Source organism: Edaphobacter sp., from assembly GCF_035532915.1.
Classification (GTDB): Bacteria; Acidobacteriota; Terriglobia; order Terriglobales; family Acidobacteriaceae; genus Edaphobacter.
Genome location: NZ_DATKQC010000138.1, coordinates 1 through 5,585, shown reverse-complemented (window position 1 = coordinate 5,585; position 5,585 = coordinate 1). Strand labels below are relative to the sequence as shown.

The following is a 5,585-nucleotide window of genomic DNA, read 5'->3' as shown; positions in this document are numbered from 1 at the left end:
TGGCGGTTGCCCGACAGCCCGCGTTGGCTGATCAGCAAGTCAAAGGTGGAAGAGGCGAGGCGGATTTTACAGCGCGCACGGACGGCATCAGACGTGAGTCCGGAAATCACGGACATCCAGGAAAGCATGAAAAAACAAGGTGCCGGGGGGATGAGGGGACTGTTCCAGCCATCACTGAGGATGCCGATGATTGTCGGCTTGGGACTCGCCGTATTTCAGCAGATAACCGGCATTAACACGGTCATCTATTACGCCCCGACTATTTTCAAGTTCGCGGGCATTAGGGCCGCCGGACCCGCGATCCTGGCTGGAGCAGGGTTGACCATGGTGATGTGGCTTTTTCATGTGCTGGCCATCTTTCTGCTGGACCGTGTCGGCCGGAGGCCTTTATTACTGGTCGGAGTGGCCGGCCAGATTATTGGTCTGGCGATCTTGGGCTCGGCTTTCCAGTTTCCGCAGTTGGCGAGTTTCAAAAGTTATGTCGCCATTGGCGGCCTGGTAATCTATGTCGCGTGTTTCGCCTTTGGACTCGGGCCGATCTTCTGGCTGCTGATTTCCGAGATCTATCCACTGAAGATTCGTGGTGCGGCCATGAGCGCCGTGACGGTCACTAACTGGGCATTGAATCTGGTAGTGGCCGTGACTTTCCTGACCCTGGTCGGGGTTCTGGGGCACGCGGGAACTTTCTGGTTATACGGTGTAATCGCGATCGGCGCCTGGGTCTTTTTATATCTGCTGGTGCCGGAAACCAAAGGTAAAACTCTGGAACAGATTGAGGCGCACTGGCGCGTCGGAAAGGGCCAAAAATCATTATGACAACTAAGAAAACGAGTGCCAGGAAGCAGCTGCAATTCACTTGCCGCCTATCGGATAAGCCGGTTCCGCTGCCCCATTTTTGGGAACATACCGTCGGCAGCGGGCACGCGCCCCTGGCATTGCGCGCGGACTGGCAACGGCAGTTGCGACAATGTCATGAACAGCTTGGTTTTCGCCACGTGCGCTTCCATGACATTCTCAGCGACGACATGGGCACACTGATGGACGAGCAAAATCATTTGCTCCACTCGTTCTTCAACGCCGATCAGATCTGCGACTTCCTTCTCTCCATCGGGATGAAGCCGTTCGTCGAGCTGAGCTTCATGCCCTCGACGCTCTCTTCCGGCAGCAAGACCGTATTCCATTACAGCGCGAATGTGACGCCTCCGAAGGATTACACCGAGTGGGCCAAGTTCGTCGGCCGGCTGATAAGGCATTGGGTTGAACGTTACGGGATCGACGAAGTCAGTACCTGGTTTTTTGAAGTGTGGAATGAACCCAATCTAAAGGCGTTCTGGACAGGCACGCGGGCCGGTTACTTCAAGCTCTACCGATTCACTGTGCAGGCGATAAAGGAGGTGGACGAGCGACTGCGGGTCGGCGGGCCGGCGACCGCGAAGAACGAATGGATTACGGAGTTCCTCACTTTCTGCAAGAAGAACAAGGCTCCGGTCGACTTCGTCAGCACGCATCACTATCCGACCGATGCGCTGGGTTCGGTAGGTGAAGATACGGAGACACAGTTGGCGCGCAGTAAGGAGAGTATCCTGCGCAAATGGGCGCGCGAGACGCACCGCAAGGCGCGCGGGAAACCGCTCTACTACACCGAATGGAGCTCTTCCTCTAATCCGCGCGACCACCTGCACGATGAGCCCTACACGGCAGCCGTCATTATCAAGACCATGATGGAAGCCCGAGGGCTGGTGGAGGGCTACAGTTATTGGACGTTTAGCGATATCTTTGAGGAGAACTACATGCCTGCCACCGCGTTCCAAGGTGGTTTTGGCCTGCTGACTCTGCAAGGCGTCGCCAAACCTTCTTACCGCGCCTTCGAGCTGTTACACCGTCTCGGCGTAGAGGAATTACCCGTAAAGGGAAAAAGCGAGACCGTGGATGTCTGGGCGATCACCAACCGCGACGCTGTCACGGTGCTGGTGACGAACCACGCTTTGCCACGCCATCCGATCAAGGCTGAGTCTGTTGAAGTCAAACTGACGGGACTGACGTCGCCGCGCAATGTTTACATCGAGCGGATCGACGACGAGCATGCCAACGCCAAGCGTCTCTGGATTGAGATGGGTAAGCCGGCACTTCCAACAGAAAGGGAGGTCGAACAGTTGCACGTTGCGTCCCAAATCGTGCGTGAGCCGATGCCATGGAAACATTCCGGCAAAACACTGCATATAAAGTTCCGCATGCCGCCGCAAGGCATCGCAGCCATCACGGCGGAGTTAGCGCCGAAGAGGACCGGACAGAATGCCAAATCATGAATGATTCAAATGCCTGTTCCGAAGCACTGGAGGCGTTGCAGCGTGAGACGTTTAACTACTTCGTGCACGAAGCGAATCCGCTTAACGGCTTGGTCATCGACAAGACCAAACCCGGCTCGCCCGCGAGTATCGCCGCGGTAGGATTGGCTTTGTCGTCCTACCCGGTTGCCGTGGAGCGCGGGTTCACGAGTCGCGCGGATGCCGTTAAGCGCACCCTGACGGCCTTGCGCTTCTTCCACCAGAGCGTTCAGAGCACCGACGTGGATGCGACTGGCTACAAAGGTTTCTATTACCACTTTCTCGACATGACCACCGGAAAGCGGGTATGGAAGTGCGAGTTATCCACGGTCGACTCCACCTTTCTCCTGGCCGGCATGCTGACGGCGTCGGCGTATTTCTCGGAGAACACCTCTGACGAACGTGAAATTCGAGAGCTTGCGGATATGCTATACCGGCGAGCCGATTGGAACTGGGCCCAAAACGGCGGGCTCGCAGTAACCCTCGGTTGGACACCTGAGAGCGGCTTTTTGCCCTATCGCTGGCAGGGTTATGACGAGGCGTTGTTTCTCTATGTCCTCGGCCTCGGTTCGCCGACTCATCCGCTGCCGAAGGAAAGCTATCTGCAATGGACCTCAACTTATAAATGGAGGGAAATCTACGGTCGGGAGTTCTTGTATTCTGGCCCGCTCTTTACTCACCAAATCTCGCATCTGTGGATCGATTTTCGCGAGATCCAGGACGACTACATGCGCAGCAAAAACATCGACTATTTCGAGAATAGCCGCCGCGCGACCTACGTGCAGCAGGAGTACGCCATACGTAATCCCGCTCACTTCGACGGCTACGGCGCAAAATGCTGGGGAATTACGGCCAGTGACGGTCCCGGGCCGGCGAAAAGCACGATCAAGGGCCGAGAGCGCGAATTCTTCGGCTACAAAGCGCGCGGGGTGCCCGACGGTCCTGACGACGGAAGCATCGCTCCGTGGGCGGTAATTGCTTCCCTTCCCTTTGCGCCAGAAATCGTTCTCCCGACGCTTGCTTACTTTGAGAAACTGAAGTTGCGCGAGAAGAATCCTTACGGGTTCAAAGCGACTTTCAATACTACCTTTGCCGAGAGGGCCGACGTTTCGCACCCGTGGATATCGCCTTTTCACTACGGTCTCAACCAGGGGCCCATCGTTTTGATGATCGAAAATTACCGCTGTGGTTTTCTTTGGCATCTGACGCGGCAATGTCCTTATGTTGTCGCGGGCCTTCGTCAGTCCGGCTTTCGAGGGGGCTGGCTTGAGAAATAGGGAAGAGGTTCTATGAAGCAATAGGGTTCCTACATTCTTACCATCAACGGCGGCTCCTCCAGCATTAAGTTCGCGTTTTACCAGGCAGGCGAACCACTGAAGCGAGAGCCATACGGAAAAGTAGATCGCATTGGCTTGGAGGGAGCGATTTTAACGTTCCACGACGCGGGTGGTAAGAAGCCAGAAAGCCGTGATGTCGACGCCGCCGATCATAAGTCAGCAGTGAAGTTCCTGATCAAACAAATCATCGGGCGCGGCACTCGACTCTATGGGAAAGACTACTTCACGATTTACGACTTTGTGAAAGCGACCAATCACTTCAGTGATCCGGAGTGGGATGGTGAGCCGCTTGAGCCGGAACCAAAGGATTAACCGAAAGCCCCCCGTTCGTCCGTTATGCCGGAAAGAAGACCTGAATCCCCCCACGCGTCCACAGAAGATCAAAGTGAAACTCGCCGACGGCAAAGCTCAAGCTCGCGCCATCCAGCACATGATGGTGACCAGTTTCTGGCACCGGACGGCACGCCGATGTCCGCGCAACAATTTCTAGAGATGCTCCTCGGCAAGCTACCTGAGTTTTACGCGTGCCAAGCTAATGAAAGGTTTATCCGAGAAGGGATTCGGCGCGGAGCAAATGGCGGAGATGCAGAGTCTCATTAACGCAGAGAAAAGCGACCTCTTCGATGTGCTGGCATATGTCGCTTATGCTCTGCCAACGCTGACTCGCGAGGAAAGAGCGGCCAATGCCAGAGTGGGGATCAGTACTCAGTTCAACTCTAAGCAGCAGGCCTTTCTCGACTTCGTCCTCTCGCACTATGTTAAGGAAGGTGTTCAGTGATTGGACCAGGAGAAACTGACACCATTGCTCCGACTGAAATATCACGACTCCATCGCGGATGCACGGCCGATCTCGGCAGGCCGGAAGAGATCGAGAAGGTCTTCGCTAGTTTTCAGAAGTATCCCTACCAACGGGCGGCTTGAGCGAGCCGCCGGAAGTGTCCGCGATTCGTCATCGGAGCAAAACAGGTGATCCAAGATATGGAGTGGGTAGCCTGGCTTGTTTTGGCGTTGGCGATGAACGCCAGCAGGTGGGTGCCCCTCTAGACGCTTGGCTCGCGAACCTAAGAAAGCAAGCTCTTCAGGGATGTCTGGTAACCGCGTGGCCCAAACGTCAGCCCCGATTTGTGATGGCGGTCGAGCACTCTTGCCCCTCGACGAGACTGTCCCTTTGTGAATAGATTCGGCTTCTCGCGACCGCTACAGTAACGGTGGCTGAAATTCCCTACCCAGGAGAATGCCATGGCAAAGGACACTATCAATCTGTCAGGTTCAGTTAAGAAGCTGATCGATCGTTCCGCCCTCAATGAACCGCAACAAGCCCAGATCTCCCTCGTGGGCGCTGATTTCCTTTACGACGAACTTCGAGTCCCCAACCTTCACAAATGGGAGATTGGCAAAGATGTTGAAGTAACGATACGGCTGCTGTGATACATAGGCAGAATCCATTTAGGCCTCGGCAATGTCTGGAGCCCCGTTGCCGGTTTACAGAAATGTCGGATGTGCAAGGTGAGAAGTCGCCGAGATATGCTTGTCGATTTCAATCCCGACCCCTTCTCCGAATCGCAATCCTGTGCCGCCGATCATAACGTAGAGCATTGGTTCTCGACACAGACAGCTTGGTCACAAGCGATCCACAGGTGGCAGTTCCGACCGACGCGAGCGCCGCAACCAACTGACCCATCCGCCGTATAAGAAACCGGAACTTCTGGCCACCGCGCCCAATCAGCTGTGGAGCTGGGACATCACCAAACTGCTGGGGTCTGCCAAGTGGACCTACTTCCATCTCTACGTGATCCTCGATGTTTTTAGCCGCTACGTCACCGGGCTGGGTAGTGGCCATGCGGGAAAGCGCCGAACTGGCCAAACGGCTGATCGAGGAGAGTTGCGCAAAACAAAACATCCGGCCCGGCCAACTGACGCTGCA

The 5,585-nt window shown here is 55.6% G+C and carries 6 protein-coding genes and 1 pseudogene; all 7 read left to right on the top strand.

Going from position 1 to position 5,585, the window contains the following annotated elements; genetic code table 11:
* Positions 1–816: MFS transporter (locus tag VMU57_RS06930; protein ID WP_325381902.1), on the top strand; the 816-nt coding region annotated here is incomplete at its 5' end.
* A gap of 119 nt (positions 817–935) precedes the next feature.
* A complete protein-coding gene (locus tag VMU57_RS06925) occupies positions 936–2,306 on the top strand; it encodes a GH39 family glycosyl hydrolase (protein ID WP_325381901.1) in 1,371 nt (456 codons plus the stop codon).
* A complete protein-coding gene (locus VMU57_RS06920; protein WP_325381900.1) occupies positions 2,192–3,601 on the top strand; it encodes a glucoamylase family protein in 1,410 nt (469 codons plus the stop codon). The genes VMU57_RS06925 and VMU57_RS06920 overlap by 115 nt, the downstream gene beginning before the upstream one ends.
* A gap of 33 nt (positions 3,602–3,634) precedes the next feature.
* Positions 3,635–3,973 carry a hypothetical protein gene (locus VMU57_RS06915; protein WP_325381904.1) on the top strand — a complete coding sequence of 113 codons (339 nt, stop codon included), beginning with the start codon at positions 3,635–3,637 and terminating at the stop codon, positions 3,971–3,973.
* Between the two features lie 199 nt (positions 3,974–4,172).
* Positions 4,173–4,439: a type I restriction-modification enzyme R subunit C-terminal domain-containing protein gene (locus tag VMU57_RS06910; RefSeq protein ID WP_325381903.1), complete on the top strand. Its 267-nt coding sequence runs from the start codon at positions 4,173–4,175 to the stop codon at positions 4,437–4,439.
* A 461-nt stretch (positions 4,440–4,900) separates the two neighbouring features.
* Positions 4,901–5,089 carry a hypothetical protein gene (locus VMU57_RS06905; RefSeq protein ID WP_325381899.1) on the top strand — a complete coding sequence of 63 codons (189 nt, stop codon included), beginning with the start codon at positions 4,901–4,903 and terminating at the stop codon, positions 5,087–5,089.
* Between the two features lie 226 nt (positions 5,090–5,315).
* Positions 5,316–5,585, top strand: a pseudogene (locus VMU57_RS06900) (DDE-type integrase/transposase/recombinase); the annotation flags it as partial.

What these genes read in the sequence shown, in the direction of transcription:
- VMU57_RS06920 (WP_325381900.1), top strand. Translation starts at nt 2,192, where the DNA reads ATGGAAACATTCCGGCAAAACACTGCATATAAAGTTCCGCATGCCGCC.
- VMU57_RS06905 (WP_325381899.1), top strand. Translation starts at nt 4,901, where the DNA reads ATGGCAAAGGACACTATCAATCTGTCAGGTTCAGTTAAGAAGCTGATC.